The organism is Variovorax sp. PBL-H6 (genome assembly GCF_901827155.1).
Lineage (GTDB): Bacteria > Pseudomonadota > Gammaproteobacteria > Burkholderiales > Burkholderiaceae_C > Variovorax.
The window spans coordinates 455,830-468,170 of record NZ_LR594659.1 but is presented as its reverse complement, the minus strand read 5'-3'; the positions used below and the strand labels follow the sequence as shown (position 1 = coordinate 468,170).

Below are 12,341 nucleotides of genomic sequence, written 5' to 3'. Positions count from 1 at the left end.
CGCGGATCCGACCTGCGAGCCAGGGCCAGGCCTGGCGGATCGGACTCAATCGGACCATGAAAGGGCCTTCTCAGAGGGAGAAATGAAAAAGGCCGGAAGCATGTTGATGCTTCCGGCCTTTGAATTGGTCCCGCCGCCAGGAATCGAACCTGGATCTCAGCCTTCGGAGGGCCGAATTCTATCCGTTGAAATACAGCGAGAGGAGGCTTCAGGCCAAAGCCCGAAGCCGATGATTATCACTGATCACGCAAGCTGCCTGCAGTTCCCCTTCACCACCACCGCCGCCCTGCGCTCGAATCCCAGCCCTGCCAGATAGACGTTGAACAGATGCCGTCCCGCCGGCACGAGGTCGAAGGCGCCGGGGTCGAGCAGCCAGTCCTGGATCAGACCGCTGATCACCGCGTGGAGCCCGTACGCCGCGGTCTTGACCGGGATCGGCAGTTCGATGCCCGCGCGGCTCGCAGCATGCTGCAGGGCGTGGACGAAATCGGTCACGCATTCGTTGCGCGCGCTGCGATGGCGCTGCAGCACCGGTGCCATTTCGTCCGTGTACTCGACCTTGAGCGTAGCCACCTCGAAGACCCGGCGCGCCTGCGGGTCGGTGACCATCAGGTTCAGGGCCTGCACCATCACCTGCTCGATCGCCGCCAGCGGGTCCTCGTGGGCCGCGCTTGCTTCGCGCGTGGCGGACTCCAACGGCAGGGTGACACGCTCCATCATGGCGTTGAAGAGGTCGGGCTTGTCCTTGAAATGCCAGTAGATCGCACCGCGGGTGGCGCCGGCTTCCTGCGCGATCTGCTGCAGCGTGGTCCGCGATACGCCCTGGGACTGGAACAGCACCTCCGCGGCATCGAGCAGACGATGCCGGGTGGCCAGTGCCTCTTCCTTGGTACGACGGACCACTTTGCCCCCTTCTCTTGAAACATGTAAAACATCGAACCCGCGTGAGACTGCCACTATACATTCACGAATGTATGTAAACTCGGGCCCCTCCCCGATGGCCAAGCTCGCCGTGGTGCTATAGGCATCCGCCGCGACCACGCGCCGTTCCCCGTCCCTGCTTCAAAGGAATCGCATGCCCGTTCTGCATGTCTCGCGTCATTCGTTGTTGTCCATGCCGCGTCGCACCGTCTTCGCTGCCATCGCAGCTGCCGCGGTGCTGACCCTCGCTGCCTGTGGCAAGAGCGAGGCGCCGGCCGGAGGGGCCCCGGGAGGCGGTGCCGCCGGCGGCGCTCCGCCCCCGCCCGAAGTGGGCGTGGTGGTGGCGACGCCGACCGATGTCGGGCTGGTCACCGAGCTGCCGGGTCGCCTCGAAGCCTCGCGCGTGGCCGAGGTGCGCGCCCGAGCCGCCGGCATCCTGCAGAAGCGGCTGTTCCGCGAGGGCAGCGACGTGAAGGCCGGCCAGCCGCTGTTCAGCATCGATCCGGCGCCCTACCTCGCGACGCAGCAGAGCGCCCAGGCGAGCCTGGCGCGCGCCGAGGCGAACGCGGTCCAGGCCAAGGCACTGGCGGAGCGCTACAAGCCGCTGGTGGAGGCCAACGCCGTCAGCAAGCAGGAATACCTGAATGCCGTGGCCTCCGCCAAGACTGCCGAGGCGGACATCGCTGTCGCGCGCGCCGAGCTGCAGACGGCAAGGATCAACCTCGGCTATGCGAGCGTCACCGCGCCGATCGCGGGCCGCATCGGCCGCGCACTGGTGACCGAAGGCGCGCTGGTCGGCCAGGGCGACGCCACGCCGCTGGCCGTGATCCAGCAGATCGACCCGGTCTACGTGAACTTCACCCAGTCGGCCAACGAGGTGCTCAAGCTGCGCCGCGCCATGGACGCCGGCCAGTTCAAGCGCGCGAGCGGCAGCGATGCGGCCAGCGTGCGCATCCTGCTGGAAGGTGGCAGCGAGTACGCGATGCCCGGCAAGCTGCTGTTCTCGGATCTGACGGTGGACGCGACCACGGGGCAAGTCATGCTGCGCGCCGAGGTGCCGAACCCGAAGGGCGAACTGCTGCCGGGCCTTTACGTTCGGGTGAAGGTGGAGCAGGCGCAGGCAACCAACGCGATCACGGTGCCGCAGCAGGCGGTCACGCGCACCCAGCAGGGCGACACGCTGACCGTCGTCGGCCCCGACGGCAAGCTGAGCAAGCGCACGGTGAAGATCACCGCCGCGCAGAACAACCAGTGGGTGGTCACCGAAGGCCTGAAGGCTGGCGAGCAGGTCATGGTCGACGGCTTCCAGAAGCTGATGATGATGCCGCCCGGCGCGCCCGTGAAGCCGGTGCCGTGGAAGGCGCCCGAACCGGCCTCTGCCGCTGCCCCGGCTGCGCCGCCCGCCAACGCTGCCCCGGCCCCGGCCGCGAAGCAGTAAGGAGCGCGCCCGAATGGCAAAGTTCTTCATCGACCGCCCCATCTTCGCGTGGGTGATCGCGCTGTTCGTCATCGTGGTGGGCGGCGTGGCGATCACGCAGCTGCCGATCGCGCAGTACCCGCCGGTGGCGCCGCCTGCCATCGTCATCAATGTCGCCTATCCCGGCGCTTCGGCCCAGACGCTGGAGGACAGCGTGCTGTCCGTCATCGAGCGCGAGATGAACGGCTCGCCCGGGCTCATCTACATGGAATCGGTGGCGCAGGCCGACGGCACGGGCACCATCACCATCACCTTCGAGACCGGCACCAACGCGGACCTCGCGCAGGTGGACGTGCAGAACCGACTGTCGCGCGCCACGCCCCGGCTGCCGGCAGCGGTGACGCAGCAGGGCGTGCGCGTGGACAAGTCGCGCAACAACTTCCTGCTGTTCACGATGCTGTCGTCCGACAACCCGGCGATCGACACGACGGCGCTGGGCGACTATGCCTCGCGCAATGTCGTGCCGGAGCTGCAGCGCGTGGCCGGCATCGGCCAGGCGCAGCTGTTCGGCACCGAGCGCGCCATGCGCATCTGGATCGATCCCGCCAGGCTGCAGGGGTACAACCTGTCGGCCGCCGACGTCAACGCGGCGATCCGCGCGCAGAACGCGCAGGTGTCCTCCGGCACCATCGGGGACCTGCCCAACGTGCCCGGCCAGGCGATCGCGGCGACCGTGGTGGTCAACGGACAGCTCACCACCACCGAGCAGTTCGGCAACATCGTGCTGCGCGCGAACACCAACGGCTCCACCGTGCGGCTCAAGGACGTGGCGCGCATCGAGCTCGGCGGGCAGGGCTACGCGACCTCGGCACGCCTGAACGGACAGCAGGCCGTCGGCGTCGGCGTGCAGCTCGCGCCCAGCGGCAACGCGCTGGCCGCGGCGAAAGCGATCCGGGCCAAGATGGCCGAGCTCGAGCGCTTCTTCCCGCAAGGCGTGAAGTGGAGCATTCCCTACGACAGCTCGCGCTTCGTCAACATCTCCATCACGGAGGTGGTGAAGACGCTGTTCGAAGCGGTGGCGCTGGTGTTCCTGGTGATGTTCCTGTTCCTGCAGAACTGGCGCTACACGCTCATTCCGACGATCGTCGTGCCGATCGCGCTGCTGGGCACCTTCGGCGTCCTGCTGGCGCTGGGTTTCTCGATCAACGTGCTGACCATGTTCGGCATGGTGCTGGTGATCGGCATCGTGGTGGACGACGCCATCGTGGTCGTGGAGAACGTCGAACGCATCATGAGCGAGGAGGGGCTCTCTCCGCTCGAGGCCACGCGAAAGGCAATGCGCCAGATCTCCGGCGCCATCATCGGCGTGACGGTGGTGCTGATCTCGGTGTTCGTGCCGCTGGCTTTCTTCGCGGGCTCCACCGGCAACATCTACCGCCAGTTCTCGGCGGTGATGGTGGCGTCGATCAGCTTCTCGGCCTTCATGGCGCTGTCGCTCACGCCCGCGCTGTGCGCCACGCTGCTGAAGCCGGTGGAGGCCGGCCACCACCACGAAAAGCGCGGCTTCTTCGGCTGGTTCAACCGCGGCTTCACGCGCACCGCCAAGGGCTACGAGAGTCTCGTGGCGCGCATCCTCAAGCGCGCGGCGCGCTACCTGGTGATCTACGCCGCCATCATCGGCGCGGTGGTCCTGGTGTACCGGCAGCTGCCGACCTCCTTCCTGCCGCAGGAGGACCAGGGCTACATCATCGTCAACGTGCAATTGCCCCCGGGGGCAACCCAGGAGCGCATGCTGTCGGTCATGCAGGAGGTCGAGAAGTACATCCTGAAGCAACCGGAGGTGCAGAGCATCGTCGGCGTGCTCGGCTTCAGCTTCTCGGGGCAGGGCCAGAACGCGGGCCTCGCCTTCGTGACGCTCAAGGACTGGGCCCAGCGTCACGAGCCGGGCCAGGCGGCCGATGCGGTGGCGGGCCGCGCCTTCGGGGCGCTGTCGAGCATCCGCGATGCCTTCATCTATCCGCTGTCGCCGCCGCCCATTCCCGAGCTGGGCAACGCCAGCGGCTTCAGCTTCCGCCTGCAGGACCGCGGCGGCGCCGGCCACGAGGCACTGACCAACGCACGCAACCAGTTGCTGGGCATGGCCAGCAAGAGCCCGCTGCTGACGCAGGTGCGGCCCGAGGGCCTGGAAGACGCGCCGCAGCTGCAGATCGACATCGACCGCGACAAGGCGAACGCGCTGGGCGTGAGCTTCGATGCCATCAACAGCACGCTGTCGACGGCGCTGGGCTCCAGCTACATCAACGACTTCCCGAACCAGGGCCGCCTGCAGCGCGTGGTGGTGCAGGCCGATGCGCCGGCGCGCATGCAACCTGACGATCTGCTCCGGCTCAACGCGAGCAACAGCAAGGGCGAACCGGTGCCGCTCTCGTCATTCGCGAGCACGCGCTGGATCACCGGCGCGCAGCAGACGGTGCGCTACAACGGCTACCCGGCCGTCCGCATCTCGGGCTCGGCCGCCCCGGGCTACAGCTCGGGCGCCGCGATGGCCGAGGTGGAGAAGCTCGCCGCGCAACTGCCCCCGGGCTTCGGCTACGAGTGGACCGGCCAGTCGCGCGAGGAAAAGCTCGCGGGCTCGCAGGCCATCGCGCTGTATGCCTTCTCGATCCTCGCGGTGTTCCTGTGCCTGGCCGCGCTCTACGAGAGCTGGACCATTCCGCTGGCGGTGATCCTGGTCGTGCCGCTGGGGGTGCTGGGCGTGCTGCTCGCGACCCTGCTGCGCGCCTATTCGAATGACGTGTACTTCCAGGTCGGGCTGATCACGATCATCGGTCTGTCGGCGAAGAACGCGATCCTGATCATCGAGTTCGCCAAGGACCTGCAGGCGCAGGGCAAGGGCGTGGTCGAGTCCGCACTGGCGGCCGCCCACCTGCGGTTCCGGCCCATCATCATGACCTCGCTGGCGTTCGGGCTCGGCGTGCTGCCGCTCGTGCTGGCGTCGGGCGCGGGCTCGGCAAGCCAGCGCGCGATCGGCACCGGCGTGATCGGAGGGATGGTGACCGGCACAACGCTCGCCGTGATCTTCGTGCCGGTGTTCTTCGTGGTGGTGCGCAGCCTTTTCAGGGGCAGCGAGCGCCAGCGCGAGGCCGATCGCCGCCACGCCCAGGCCGCAGGCATTGAAGAAAGCCCCGCCCATGACTAAGAAGAACTTCGCTTCCACCGCCCTCGCCGGCGCAGCCGCCTTGCTCCTGGCCGGCTGCTCGCTGATCCCGACCTACGAGCGCCCCGCGGCGCCGGTGCCGGCCAGCTATCCTGGCGCGCAGCCCACAGCCACCAGCGCGTCGCCGGTCTCCACGCTGGCCTGGCAGGACTACTTCACCGATCCTCGGCTGGCGCAGCTGATCGAAATGGCGCTTGCCAACAACCGCGACCTGCGCGTGGCGGTCGCCAACATCGAGCAGGCCCGCGCCCAGTTCCAGATCCAGCGCTCGGCGCAATTCCCGGCGCTCGGGCTGGCGGCCAGCGGATCGCGCTCGAGCCCCAACCCGCTGCAGGCAGCGGGCCTGGGCGGCAGCGTCGCGTCCACGTATTCGGTCAACCTCGGCCTCACGGCCTGGGAGCTCGACTTCTTCGGCCGCATCGCGAGCCTCAAGGAGCAGGCGCTGGCGCAATTCCTTGCCACCGAGGAGTCGCGCAAGGCCACCCAGATCAGCCTGGTCAGCGCAGTGGCCAACGGCTGGCTCACGTTGATCGCGGATGACCAGCTGCTCGCACTCACGCGCCAGACGCTGGCCACCCGTGAAGAATCGCAGAAGCTCACCCTTCTGCGCTTCGACAGCGGCGTGGTCTCGGAGATCGACCTGCGGCTGGCCGATTCGCTGGCCGAGAGCGCACGTGCCTCCTACGCGGAGCAGCAGCGCCTGCGCATGCAGGACGAGAACGCGCTGGCCCTGTTGCTCGGTGCGCCGGTGCCGACGCAGGCCACCGAAGGCGGTACGCGCGGCCTGGATGCGGTGGCGCCGATGGCGGAGCTGCCCGCCGGCCTGCCCTCCGATCTGCTGGGCGAACGGCCCGATATCCGCGCGGCCGAGCAGCAGCTGATCGCGGCCAACGCGAACATCGGCGCGGCGCGGGCCGCCTTCTTTCCGCGCGTGGCGCTGACCACCTCGATCGGCACCGCCAGCAGCGAGTTCTCGAACCTGTTCGAGCGCGGAACCAAGGCCTGGGCCTTCTCTCCGCAGGTGACGCTGCCGATCTTCGACGCCGGCCGAAACCAGGCCGGGCTGGATGCGGCCAGGGCCGGCCGCGACATCGCAGTGGCGCAATACGAGAAGTCGATCCAGACCGCTTTCCGCGAGGTCGCCGACGCGCTCGCAGGCCGCGCGACGCTGGGCGAGCAGCTGCGCGCGCTGCGCGCGCAGACGGAAGCCGAATCGGTGCGCTTCAGGCTTTCGGACCTGCGCTACCGCAACGGCGTCGCCAGCGCGCTGGAACTGCTCGACGCGCAACGCTCGCTCTACGGCGCGCAACTGGCCGCCGTACAGATCCAGCTCGCGCAGTTGCAGAACCAGGTGGTGCTGTACAAGACGCTGGGCGGCGGATGGGCCACGCGCTGAAGCCCGGAGGGAACCGCCAGAGGGCGCGCCTTCGGGCGCCTTCGAACGCCTCTCTATAATCCGCGGTTGATTACAAAAAGCCCGACGAGCCCCCACACTGAGGACCCAATGAGCGACGACGCGCACTACCAGGCCACAGAAGATGCCCACACCGGCCCGATCAAGAACCCAAAGCAACTGCTGCTGGCAGTCTTCTTCTCCTTCATTGCGCCGATCCTGATCATCGTCGGCCTGGTCTCGTATGTGACCTCCGCCAACCACCCCTCGGGGGAGGTGCAGGGCTCGGGCATGGCCCTCTATGGCGTGACGAAGGAAGAGCGCGACCGGGAACTCGCCGATCGCCTCAAGAAGGTCGGCTCGATCGAGATCCGCGACGCCAACCGCGCGCTGGCCACCGGCGAGGCGGTGTTCAAGGCACAGTGCGTGGCCTGCCATGGCGCCCCCGGCATCCCGGGCGCCCCGCACTTCAACGACGCCGCGGCCTGGGGGCCGCGCATCGGACAAGGCTACGAAACCCTGCTGGAACACGCGCTCAAGGGCAAGGGTGCCATGCCCCCCCAGGGCGGCGGCGACTTCGAGGACACCGAGATCGGCCGTGCGGTGGTCTACATGGCCAATGCCGGCGGCGCCAAGTTCCCGGTGCCCGACCGACCGGCTGCCGCGGGTGCCCAGGAGGGCGCAGCTGAGAATGCGGCTGCGGCGCCGGCCTCGGAACCCGCCAAGCAGTAAGCAGGTCCTCGTGCCTCGCAAAAAGAGCCCGCATGCGGGCTCTTTTTTTTGACGCGCCGGCGTTCGGCCTCTCAGTGCGCTGGCTGGACAGGCGCGGTCGCCGCCGGGCTCATGACATGCCCGTAGCGCCCCGGCAGGTCCGCGGCACGCACGTCCTCCGGCACCCAGCGCCCCTGCTCGACCGCGTCGGCCGCAAACCCCATGTCTTGCGTGTGCACCAGGCCCAGCCCGATCGGCGTGGCCAGGTAGAGCCGGCCCTCCTCGTCGACCAGACAGGCCGAAGGCTCGACCCGATCGCCCGCTTGCGATCGCACGCTGAAATCCTCGCCGATCCGCCACACCCACGGCGCGGCCTCCAGCTCCACATAGACGCGCTGCGGCCCGTTCTGGAAAAACCACTGGCCGCGCTCGTCGTGCTCGTAGTTGCGCTGGATGAAGTCGATCAACTTCTCGTGCTTCAGCAGCGAGCCCTTGGCCGTCGGGAAGGGCCCCGCGGCCTGCGTTCGGTCGTCCCGCATGTACCAGTTGCCGCGTGCGTCGAGGCCGAGCCAGCCATAGCAGTGCGGCACGTTGGGCCATTTGGCGAGCGCCTGTTTGACGATGTCGTCCATGGTGCCGATTCTGGCGCGGATGGTGCCGCCGCGCCATCGGACGAAGCCGCGTCAGAGGTACTGCGCGAGCCAGTCGCCGACCCGTTCAGGCAGGCCGCGTACATGACCCGGCGGCGGCCCCATCGGAAAGCCCACATGCCCCCCATGTGCCGGTTGCCATAGCGTGACATGGCGGCCCGCCTCCTCGGGACGCGGCAGGCTGGCGGCCGGGACGAAGGGATCGTTCGTCGCGTTCACGATCAGCGCCGGGATGCGGATCGCGCCCAGGTGCGGCTTGGCGGAGGCGCGCCGCCAGTAATCGTCGGTGTCGCGAAAGCCGTGCAGCGGCGCGGTGAAGACGTTGTCGAAGGCACGCAGGTCGGCTGCGGCCATCAACGCCTCGCGGTCGAACAGGCCCGGGTGCTGGGCCAGCTTGGCCAGCGCCTTGGGCTTCATGCTGGCGAGGAACATGCGCGTGTAGACCAGCCGGTTGAAACCTTGCCCGATTGCGGCGCCGCCGGCCGCGAGGTCCAGCGGCGCGCTGATCGAGGCGACCGCACTGACGACCTTCGACGCTTCCGCCCCCGCCTCCTCGACCCAGCGGAGCAGGGCGTTGCCGCCCAGCGAGACGCCCGCCGCAAAGATGGGTGCCCCAACGCTCGGCACCTCGTGTCCTCGCTGCCCCCCAAGGGCGCGCTCGCTTACCTGGGGCAGCCCGGCGCCGCGCTCGGGTCCGACCTGCCGCTCACGCAGGCGCGCAAGAATCCAGCCCACCTCCTCGTAGTCCCCCGAGTGGTAGGCCCGCGGCGCGAGATTGATCTCGCCGCTGCAGCCGCGGAAATGCGGCACCGCGTAGTCCCAGCCGCGCGCCAGTGCATGGGCCGCGAAGGCCTCCGCATAGTGGCTCCTCGAGGAGCCCTCGAGCCCATGGAAGAGCACCAGCAGCGGCCGCGGCGCGGGCCCTTGCGCCGCGAGGAAGTCGACGTCGATGAAGTCGCCGTCCGGCGCGGTCCAGCGCTCGCGGCGGTAAGCCGGCAGCGGCGCCTCGACGCGACGCGCCCAGAGCGCGGGCCAGATGGTCTGGAGGTTGCCGCCCGGCAGCCAGCGCGGGGCCACATACTGCATCAGCATCAGTGAAGAACCGGCGGGATCTCGTCGGCCTCCTCGGGCGCATGAACCATGCCCGGGCTCGCATGGTGGGCGACCATGCGCCAGCCCTGCGCGGTCTTGTGATAGACGTTGGTGGCCAGCACGAAGGCATGGCGCGGTCCCTCGGCCGTCAGCACCTCGATGCGCTCCAGCACGTTGTGCACCGCACTCGCCAGCGACTCCACCCTGCGCACATGGGCCGGCGTGGCATGGATCGCGCCGTTGGCGAACATCTGTTCGAAAGCCGCGCGGATCGCGCCGGCGCCCACGAGGCGCGGGCCGCCGGGATGCACGCAGAACACCTCGTCCTCGTCGGCCCAGCAGGCCATCAGGGCGTCGATGTCGCCGCGCTGCAGCGCCTCGTAAAAGATCGCCTCGGTATCGTCTGCGGTGCCGGCCACGGCGGCGGCGCGGAGTTTGGGCTTGGACATGGTGACTGAGACTGGAGTGGCGATTTTGCCTCGGACGCTTGGCGCGCATCGCTCGCCCGCGCGCCGCAGGGCCAGAGTGAGCCCGGAATGGGTCGCTCGTTCACGCCTCCACGCTGCGGACCTCCCCGAGCGCAGCGAGCAGCCAGCCCTCGGCCACTGCCTGCAGCTCGCCCTGGGCCGCCTGCCACACCAGCTCGGGCGCGGCCACGTGCACGCCCGGCGGCGCGATGCGCAGTGCCACTTCGACCAGCTCCGCGACCTTGCCGGCGCGCACCGGCTGCTCGCTGGCCGGCACCATGAAGCGTGCGACCGACAGCATCCAGGCCGCCAGCCGCTCGGCCGGATTGCCGAAGCGCGCCGCAGCGGGCTTGCGCGCCGTGCGCACGATGATCACGCGCTCGAAGCCCTGGGCCACGACTGCCTCCTCGTCGAGGCTGGCCAGCCCGCGCTTGAGCGCCTCCGGCAGCCGGCCCTGGTCGTGCGGCTGCACGACGGCCAGCGTGCGCACGCCGCAGGCCTTCAGCCAGGCCGCGAGTGCAGGCAACTGTGCCGGCTCGGGCGTCCATAGCGCGCGTTCGCGGTCGTAGTAGAGGCGCGGCGGTTCGAACAGGACCAGCGCCGCGTCGGCCGCGGTGCGCGGCCAGTGCGCGATGTCGGGGCCGGGCGCCAGCACGGTCTCGACACCGCGCAGCCCGGCGCGGATCGGCTCGCGCACCAGCACGCGCGTGTGCTCGAAGCGATGCCGGCCGGCGAGCCGCCGGACCAGCTCCTGGCCCAGCGCTCCGGTGGCGCCGGCGATCAGCAGCGTGCCCTCGTCCCGGCGCAGCGGCGGCGGCTTGCGGTTCGCGGCCTGCAATGCCTGAAGAGAATCGACCACCATCAGCCTATGCTACCTTCGCCGTTTCGCACGAACGACGAAGAGGGCTTCGATATGGTGAGCATCCAACGCTGGCTCCTGATCCTCCTTGCGACGCTGTCGCTCGCAGGCTGCGGCTACAACGACTTCCAGCGCCTCGACGAGGCGAGCAAATCGGCCTGGAGCGAGGTGCTCAACCAGTACCAGCGCCGCGCCGATCTCGTGCCCAACATCGTGGCCACGGTCAAGGGCGAAGCCAACTTCGAACAGGAGACGCTGACCAAGGTGATCGAGGCGCGGGCCAAGGCCACCTCGATCCAGGTCACGCCCGAGACGCTCAACAACCCGGAGGCGTTCAACCGCTTCCAGCAGGCGCAGGGCGAGCTCTCCAGCGCCCTGTCGCGCCTGATGGTGGTGGCCGAGCAGTACCCCAACCTCAAGGCCAACCAGGCCTTCCGCGACCTGCGCGTGACGCTGGAGGGAACCGAGAACCGCATCACCGTGGCGCGCAATCGCTACATCCAGACCGTGCAGGAGTACAACGTGCTCGCGCGCAGCTTTCCCACCAACCTCACGGCCAAGATCTTCAGCTACGACCCCAAGGCCAACTTCAGCGTGCAGAACGAGGCCCAGATCTCCACCCCGCCGACGGTCGACTTCGGCCAGCAGCAGCAACAGCCGAAGAAGTAAGCCTCGATGATGGCCGCCCGCATCCGGCGCGCGCTGGCAGCACTCTTCCTGCTGGCCGTCGCGTTCGCGGGCGTGCACGCGCAAGACCTGCTGCCGGTTCCACCGCCAAGCGCACGGGTCATCGACCAGACCGGCACGCTCGACGCTGCAAAGCGCCAGGCACTCGAAGCCAAGCTGGCCGCCTTCGAGCAGGAGAAGGGCTCGCAGATCGTGATGCTGATGGTCCCGACCACGGCACCCGAGGACATCGCGAGCTACGCCAACCGCGTGGGCAACGCCTGGAAAATCGGCCGCAAGGAGGTTGGCGACGGCATCCTCGTCGTCGTCGCCAAGAACGACCGCAAGATGCGCATCGAAGTTGCGAAGACGCTCGAAGGCGCGGTGCCCGACATCGCGGCGGCACGCATCATCGACCTCGCGATGAAGCCACGCTTTCGCGAGAACGATTTCGCCGGCGGACTCGACGCCGCGGCCGACCAGCTGATCGCGCGCGTCAAGGGCGAGCCGCTGCCGGAGGTGGATGCCAGGAGCGGTGACTTCGGCGGTGCGCAGGAGGAGCCCGGCTTCGACTGGGGCGACCTGGCCGTCTTCCTGTTCTTCGGCGTGCTGATCGGCGCGCCGATTGCGCGCGCCATCCTCGGCAAGGTGCTGGGGCCGGTGGCGCTGGGCGGCGTGGCGGGCGTGGTGGTGATGATGCTGACCGCGAGCCTGGTGATCGCCGTGCTGGCGGGGCTCGCAGCGCTGCTCTTCACCTTGCTGTCGAGCGCCTTCGGCGCGGGCGCCGGGCGGCGCGGCGGTCGCCGCGGCGGTTGGGGGCCGGGCCTCGGTGGGCTTGGCGGCGGCCTGGGGGGTGGCGGCTGGGGCGGCGGATCCTCGTCCGGCGGTGGCTTCAGCTCGGGCGGTGGCGGCGATTTCGGCGGCGGCGGCGCGTCGGGGGACTGGTAG

At 69.1% G+C, this 12,341-nt stretch carries 11 protein-coding genes and 1 tRNA gene; 6 read left to right on the top strand and 6 right to left on the bottom strand.

Translation table 11 applies throughout. The annotated features are described in order from the left end of the window. Positions 1–125: 125 nt before the first annotated feature. Together G3W89_RS02315 and G3W89_RS02310 are read right to left on the bottom strand one after the other, a co-directional pair. A tRNA-Arg gene (locus tag G3W89_RS02315) sits at positions 126–200 on the bottom strand. Positions 201–243: 43 nt separating this feature from the next. Next, complete coding sequence (locus G3W89_RS02310; RefSeq protein WP_162572586.1) at positions 244–903, bottom strand: TetR family transcriptional regulator; 660 nt, start codon at positions 901–903, stop codon at positions 244–246. A 172-nt stretch (positions 904–1,075) separates the two neighbouring features. Between G3W89_RS02310 and G3W89_RS02305 the strand changes: the two genes are divergently transcribed. The 4 genes from G3W89_RS02305 (at position 1,076) to G3W89_RS02290 (ending at position 7,680) form a co-directional block, all read left to right on the top strand. Then, positions 1,076–2,359, top strand: coding sequence for an efflux RND transporter periplasmic adaptor subunit (locus G3W89_RS02305; RefSeq protein ID WP_162572585.1), 1,284 nt, complete (start codon positions 1,076–1,078; stop codon positions 2,357–2,359). Between the two features lie 13 nt (positions 2,360–2,372). Continuing rightward, positions 2,373–5,537 (top strand): efflux RND transporter permease subunit, encoded by a 3,165-nt coding sequence (locus G3W89_RS02300; protein WP_162572584.1) that lies wholly within the window; start codon positions 2,373–2,375, stop codon positions 5,535–5,537. Beyond that, positions 5,530–6,951, top strand: coding sequence for an efflux transporter outer membrane subunit (locus G3W89_RS02295; protein ID WP_162572583.1), 1,422 nt, complete (start codon positions 5,530–5,532; stop codon positions 6,949–6,951). The genes G3W89_RS02300 and G3W89_RS02295 overlap by 8 nt, the downstream gene beginning before the upstream one ends. Positions 6,952–7,059: 108 nt before the next feature. After that, positions 7,060–7,680 (top strand): c-type cytochrome, encoded by a 621-nt coding sequence (locus tag G3W89_RS02290; RefSeq protein WP_162572582.1) that lies wholly within the window; start codon positions 7,060–7,062, stop codon positions 7,678–7,680. 71 nt (positions 7,681–7,751) lie between these two features. Here the strand turns inward: G3W89_RS02290 and G3W89_RS02285 are convergent, their stop codons facing one another. From G3W89_RS02285 to G3W89_RS02270, 4 genes are all read right to left on the bottom strand, one after another. Further along, positions 7,752–8,291 carry a DUF2946 family protein gene (locus G3W89_RS02285; protein WP_162572581.1) on the bottom strand — a complete coding sequence of 180 codons (540 nt, stop codon included), beginning with the start codon at positions 8,289–8,291 and terminating at the stop codon, positions 7,752–7,754. 51 nt (positions 8,292–8,342) lie between these two features. Beyond that, complete coding sequence (locus G3W89_RS02280; RefSeq protein ID WP_162577287.1) at positions 8,343–9,395, bottom strand: YheT family hydrolase; 1,053 nt, start codon at positions 9,393–9,395, stop codon at positions 8,343–8,345. 5 nt (positions 9,396–9,400) lie between these two features. Then, a complete protein-coding gene (locus tag G3W89_RS02275) occupies positions 9,401–9,850 on the bottom strand; it encodes a YybH family protein (protein ID WP_162572580.1) in 450 nt (149 codons plus the stop codon). A 100-nt stretch (positions 9,851–9,950) separates the two neighbouring features. Further along, positions 9,951–10,730 carry a hypothetical protein gene (locus G3W89_RS02270; RefSeq protein WP_162572579.1) on the bottom strand — a complete coding sequence of 260 codons (780 nt, stop codon included), beginning with the start codon at positions 10,728–10,730 and terminating at the stop codon, positions 9,951–9,953. Between the two features lie 51 nt (positions 10,731–10,781). On the opposite strand from G3W89_RS02270, the gene G3W89_RS02265 reads away from it, so the two are divergent. Together G3W89_RS02265 and G3W89_RS02260 are read left to right on the top strand one after the other, a co-directional pair. Beyond that, positions 10,782–11,396, top strand: a complete 615-nt coding sequence (locus G3W89_RS02265; RefSeq protein WP_174258228.1) for a LemA family protein — start codon at positions 10,782–10,784, stop codon at positions 11,394–11,396. A 6-nt stretch (positions 11,397–11,402) separates the two neighbouring features. Beyond that, the gene (locus G3W89_RS02260; RefSeq protein ID WP_162572578.1) at positions 11,403–12,341 is read left to right on the top strand and encodes a TPM domain-containing protein; all 939 of its coding nucleotides are present in this window, start codon (positions 11,403–11,405) and stop codon (positions 12,339–12,341) included.

Excerpts from the sequence above, each read along its gene's own strand:
- G3W89_RS02270 (WP_162572579.1), bottom strand. The coding sequence starts at position 10,730 with ATGGTGGTCGATTCTCTTCAGGCATTGCAGGCCGCGAACCGCAAGCCG.
- G3W89_RS02265 (WP_174258228.1), top strand. The coding sequence starts at position 10,782 with ATGGTGAGCATCCAACGCTGGCTCCTGATCCTCCTTGCGACGCTGTCG.
- G3W89_RS02280 (WP_162577287.1), bottom strand. The coding sequence starts at position 9,395 with ATGCAGTATGTGGCCCCGCGCTGGCTGCCGGGCGGCAACCTCCAGACC.
- G3W89_RS02285 (WP_162572581.1), bottom strand. The coding sequence starts at position 8,291 with ATGGACGACATCGTCAAACAGGCGCTCGCCAAATGGCCCAACGTGCCG.
- G3W89_RS02295 (WP_162572583.1), top strand. The coding sequence starts at position 5,530 with ATGACTAAGAAGAACTTCGCTTCCACCGCCCTCGCCGGCGCAGCCGCC.
- G3W89_RS02290 (WP_162572582.1), top strand. The coding sequence starts at position 7,060 with ATGAGCGACGACGCGCACTACCAGGCCACAGAAGATGCCCACACCGGC.
- G3W89_RS02260 (WP_162572578.1), top strand. The coding sequence starts at position 11,403 with ATGATGGCCGCCCGCATCCGGCGCGCGCTGGCAGCACTCTTCCTGCTG.
- G3W89_RS02300 (WP_162572584.1), top strand. The coding sequence starts at position 2,373 with ATGGCAAAGTTCTTCATCGACCGCCCCATCTTCGCGTGGGTGATCGCG.
- G3W89_RS02305 (WP_162572585.1), top strand. The coding sequence starts at position 1,076 with ATGCCCGTTCTGCATGTCTCGCGTCATTCGTTGTTGTCCATGCCGCGT.
- G3W89_RS02275 (WP_162572580.1), bottom strand. The coding sequence starts at position 9,850 with ATGTCCAAGCCCAAACTCCGCGCCGCCGCCGTGGCCGGCACCGCAGAC.